Raw genomic sequence first — 4,986 nt, 5'->3', positions numbered from 1 at the left:
TTGTAAACCGTTACTGGCAAACCTATTTTGGAACAGGGCTTCAGAAAAATGCCGACAACTTCGGTAACCAGGGCGGCATGCCTTCTCATCCGGCATTGTTAGACTGGCTGGCTGTTCGTTTCAGGGAATCGGGCTGGAATGTAAGGGCAATGCAAAAGCTTATCGTATTATCTGCTACGTACAGGCAGTCGTCTTATACCTCACCTGAATTATTAAAGAAGGATCCGGAAAATATATTGCTGGCCCGTGGCCCTGCATTCAGGTTAACAGCCGAAATGGTACGCGATGCAGCTTTAACAGCAAGCGGACTCCTTTCTCCAGCCATTGGCGGCGCCAGCGTAAAGCCTTACCAGCCCGAAGGGGTATGGGCGGTGAACAGTGAAGTATATCACCGGGATACGGGATCCGCTTTGTACAGGAGAAGTTTGTATACTTTCTGGAGGCGCACCAATCCGCCACCGTCTATGAGCACTTTTGACGCACCCATGCGGAGCAGTTGTACTGTGCAACGGCAAAAAACAAGTACCCCGCTCCAGGTATTGGTTTTATTGAACGATCCGCAGTTTGTTGAAGCGGCAAAAGTGCTGGCCGAACATGCACTGGCAAACGACAATACTGTTGACGGCAGGATACTGTATTGTTACCGGGCATTAACTGCACGAACGCCTTCAGCAAAAGAAAAAGATATTCTCGGAAATTTATATGCGGCAGAATATGAAAAGTTTAAAAAGCAGCCTGCCAAAATGAGCGGGTGGCTCACGGCAGGCGAATATAAAATAAAACCGGGGAAAGATTTGCAGGCATTGGCTGCAGCCACTGTGGTAGCAAGCACCATTATGAACTCTGATGCATTTATAACCAAAAGATAACCGTTTGCCGTAAACGAAATAATATGAACAAGGAAATTGAACAGCTTATAGCCAGTCATCTCAACCGGCGGTCTTTTTTGTTAAAGGCGTCATTGGGATTGGGCTCGGTGGCCCTGGGTTCACTTCTGGCAGGGCAGGATGTTTTATCGCCCAAAGCAAAAGCTATTGTGGATGCCGGCGGTATAACCGGCATGCCCGATATACCTGCAAGAACCAAAAGGGTGGTATATCTTTTTCAGAGTGGTGGCCCGTCTCAATTTGAAACATTCGATTACAAGCCTCTGCTTGAAAAAATGCACGGGCAGGATCTACCCGATTCCGTTAGAAAAGGACAAAGGCTTACCGGGATGAGTGCGCAGCAATCTGCATTACCGCTGGTAGGCTCCTCCTTTCAATTTGCGCAGCGCGGGCAAAGTGGCGCATGGGTAAGCGAGCTCATGCCTTATACCGGGGCGGTGGCAGATGATCTGTGCTTCATTAAATCCATGTATACCGAACAGATCAACCACGATCCGGCCTTAACTTTCATGCAAACGGGTAACCAGCTGGCCGGCCGTCCCAGCATAGGATCGTGGGTGCATTACGGACTGGGGTCCGATAATGATAACCTGCCCGCTTTTATTGTGCTGGTTTCAAACAATGCGCCAAAAGACCAGCCGTTGTATGCCCGGCTTTGGGGCAATGGTTTTCTTCCTTCCAAATACCAGGGCGTGCAGTTCCGTTCCGGGGCCGATCCTGTGCTTTATCTCAATAATCCCAAAGGATATGAGGCTGCCGACCGCCGGGAAATGCTGGATGCATTGAATGCATTGAACCAGTCGCAACTGGAAGCCTTCGGCGATCCCGAAATTGGCAACCGCGTAGCACAATACGAGATGGCATTTCGCATGCAGGCTTCCATACCTGAAATAACAGATATGAGTGATGAGCCGGATTGGGTGTTCGACCTGTATGGCCCCGACGCGCGTACGCCCGGCACCTATGCTGCCAATTGTTTGCTGGCAAGAAGGCTGCTGGAAAAGAACGTAAAATTTGTTCAGTTGTATCACCAGGGCTGGGATAATCATGGCAACCTGCCTTCTGCGCTTACCCAGCAGTGTAAGGCTACCGACCAGGCATCTGCAGCATTGGTAAAGGACTTGAAACAAAGAGGTTTATTGGATGATACACTGGTGATATGGGGAGGAGAATTTGGCCGCACCAATTATTCGCAGGGAAAACTAACCAAAGACAATTATGGCCGCGATCACCATCCCCGCTGCTTTACCATGTGGATGGCAGGCGGCGGAGTACAGCCTGGACTGACTTTCGGTGAAACCGACGACTTTGGATATAATATTGTAAAAAATCCTGTACATGTGCATGATTTCCAGGCTACGCTATTGTATTTGATGGGCGTAGACCATGAGAAGCTTACATTTGAAGCTGAAGGAAGAAGATACAGGCTTACGGATGTAGAAGGCAAAATTATAAAAGCGATCATTGCATAATCTTTTAATTGTTCCTATATGGCAGATCATAAAAATTATCCCCGGAGAAAATTCATTAAAAAGACCACACTGCTTGCCGGTGCAACTATTGCAGGATTTAACATTATTGGCAAAGCCGGCCCGGCTAATGATAATATTGTTGGTCATGGAAATTTCAGGTACCGGGTAAACAAAGCATGGGGAAATCTTGATCCTGCAAAAACACCGGTGCTGGATTGCCACGAAATGGTAAACGATTCAAAAGGACGCCTGCTGATGATCACAGATGAAGTAAAGAACAATATCATCATTTACGATCGGTCGGGTAAGCTGCTTGATACCTGGGGCACCCGATATCCCGGCGGACACGGACTTACTTTATCTGCCGAAGGCGGAGAAGATTTTCTTTTTATTACCGACTGCGGATATTTTTTGGGAAAGGATAATAAATGGCAGTCCCAGTCGGGCAGCGTATTTAAAACCACGGCAGATGGCAGGCTTGTATTTGCATTGGGTCACCCGGCTACCATTGGCATATATAAAAAAGATGAGCCTTTTAAACCTACGGAAACCGCTGTTGCGCCCAATGGTGATTTTTATGTGGCGGATGGTTACGGGTCGGACTATATCATTCAATACGATCACAACGGGAGATACATCAGGCATTTCGGCGGACATCACAACAGCAATCCGGATCACAACCTGAACAATGCACACGGCGTGGCCGTAGATCTGCGTGATCCCTCGTCGCCGAAGCTGATCTGTACCTCACGCAACGACAATGCTTTTAAATTTTTTACGTTAGATGGCCGCTATCTCGAAACGGTTAAATTGCCGGGAGCCTATGTGTGCCGCCCCGTACTGGATGGAGAAAATATTTATGCCGGTGTTTGCTGGTCTAATTTCAGGGATACCGGAAAAATGGACGGCGGAAAATCAGGATTTGTTACCATACTGGATAAAAACAATAAGGTAGTTTCCAATCCCGGCGGAACACAGCCCGAGTATAAAAACGGCGTGCTGCAGCCCATGTTTGCAGACGGGAATATCTTTTATCATGGTCATGATGTTTGCGTGGATGCAGATAAGAACGTATACATATGTCAATGGAATGCCGAAAAGACCTACCCGGTTAAATTAGAGCGGATATAGAAATACTACTTTGAAAATGCGTACAGACTGGTCATTGTTTTTCGGCAGCTTCCATCCCCTCATCGTTCATATTCCTATTGGTATTTTATTGTTTGCGGCATTGCTGAATGGTATAGCAGCAGTTAAAAAAAATAAAACGCTGGAATTTTCCGCCGGTCTTGCCCTGCTGGTTGGATCGCTGGGCTCGGCCCTGGCAGCAGCGTCCGGCTATTTTCTTTCCGCCGGTGGTGGATATGATGCAGGCACATTGTTCTGGCATCAGTGGATTGGCATTGCTGTTGCCGCTGTGAGTTTTTGTGCATGGTGGATAAAAAGAAATCAGAAGAAAGATATTGTTTTTCTCAGAGCAAAGCTAAGCACGTGGCTGTTGTCTTTGTGTGTGTTATTGATCTTTGCGGGCGGTCACCTGGGCGGTACCCTTACGCACGGTGAAGGATACCTGACGGCGCACATGCCTTCTTTTCTCAAATCTCTTTTTCCTGCTAAGTCGCCTGTGCAACTGCAGAAGCTTCCCCCGCAACTCGATTCGGTACGGATCTATGCCAACATCATTCAACCGATCCTTCATGCCAAATGCGTAAGCTGTCATAATCCCAACAAGCAAAAAGGCGACCTTGCCTTACATTCAGCCGAAGGCATCATTAAGGGTGGCAAGAGCGGCAACACGCTTGTGCCGGGCGATATTGACAGGAGCGAGCTGATACACCGCATAACTTTAGACCCGGCCAATTCAAAATTTATGCCTGCCAACAACCAGCCGCCCCTTACTACCGTTGAATTGGGATTGATGAAATGGTGGGTAGCTTCGGGCGCCGATTTCAATAAAAATATTGCCGAAAGCAGGCTGGATGAAAAGACAAAATTTCTTTTTGGTTTTTATCTTGGCTTTGATGAAGAAAGTATTAAGGAAATTGTTTTGCCCGAAGTAGCTCCCGCCGATCCGGGTATTGTGCGGCAGCTAAAGGATCTGAAGTTGATCGTTCGGCCGCTGGCTACTCAAAGTAACCTGCTGGATGTTTCTTTTGTAATGGTTCAGAAAAGCAACGCTGAGCAAAAGAAAAAGATCTTACAAAAACTTTTGTCTGTAAAAGAGCAGGTATACCAGCTTGATGCAAGCAATTGTTCGCTTAACCATGAGGAAATGAAAATGATCGCCGGTCTTCCAAATCTTAATAAGCTGGAATTGCAGAAAAACAATCTTACGGATGAGATGGCAGCATCGCTGGGATCCCTGAAGCAGCTGGTTTCATTGAACATCGGACAAAATGCCATTACCGATAAAAGTATCGCTGTGTTTAAACAAATGACAGGTCTGCAAAAGGTCAATCTCTGGCAAACCCGGGTTACAGACGAAGCTGCAAAAAAGCTGCAGGACGGAGGGGTGGTGGTGGAGAGGTAGTGAGAAGTGAATTGTGAATAGTGAGTAGTGAATAGTGAGTAGTGAATAGTGAGTAGTGAATAGTGAAATGACACATATAAAAGAACCAAATCACAAA

4 protein-coding genes are annotated in these 4,986 nt (G+C 47.1%); all 4 read left to right on the top strand.

Annotated elements, in window-relative coordinates; translation table 11 throughout:
* On the top strand, positions 1 to 869 hold an 869-nt coding region (locus PLH26_RS20250), incomplete at its 5' end, for a DUF1553 domain-containing protein (RefSeq protein WP_324587840.1).
* 23 nt (positions 870 to 892) lie between these two features.
* The gene (locus PLH26_RS20245; RefSeq protein ID WP_324587839.1) at positions 893 to 2,359 is read left to right on the top strand and encodes a DUF1501 domain-containing protein; all 1,467 of its coding nucleotides are present in this window, start codon (positions 893 to 895) and stop codon (positions 2,357 to 2,359) included.
* A gap of 18 nt (positions 2,360 to 2,377) precedes the next feature.
* Positions 2,378 to 3,490: an NHL repeat-containing protein gene (locus PLH26_RS20240; RefSeq protein ID WP_324587838.1), complete on the top strand. Its 1,113-nt coding sequence runs from the start codon at positions 2,378 to 2,380 to the stop codon at positions 3,488 to 3,490.
* Between the two features lie 16 nt (positions 3,491 to 3,506).
* Positions 3,507 to 4,889: a c-type cytochrome domain-containing protein gene (locus PLH26_RS20235; protein WP_324587837.1), complete on the top strand. Its 1,383-nt coding sequence runs from the start codon at positions 3,507 to 3,509 to the stop codon at positions 4,887 to 4,889.
* The last annotated feature ends 97 nt before the right edge of the window (positions 4,890 to 4,986 follow it).

It is taken from the genome of Agriterribacter sp. (assembly GCF_035444585.1).
In the GTDB taxonomy this organism is placed as follows: domain Bacteria; phylum Bacteroidota; class Bacteroidia; order Chitinophagales; family Chitinophagaceae; genus Agriterribacter.
The sequence above is the reverse complement of the archived record's forward strand: the minus strand, read 5'-3'. Positions and strand labels throughout refer to the sequence as shown.

Coding starts and splice junctions, on each gene's coding strand:
- PLH26_RS20245 (WP_324587839.1), top strand. CDS start 893: ATGAACAAGGAAATTGAACAGCTTATAGCCAGTCATCTCAACCGGCGG.
- PLH26_RS20240 (WP_324587838.1), top strand. CDS start 2,378: ATGGCAGATCATAAAAATTATCCCCGGAGAAAATTCATTAAAAAGACC.
- PLH26_RS20235 (WP_324587837.1), top strand. CDS start 3,507: ATGCGTACAGACTGGTCATTGTTTTTCGGCAGCTTCCATCCCCTCATC.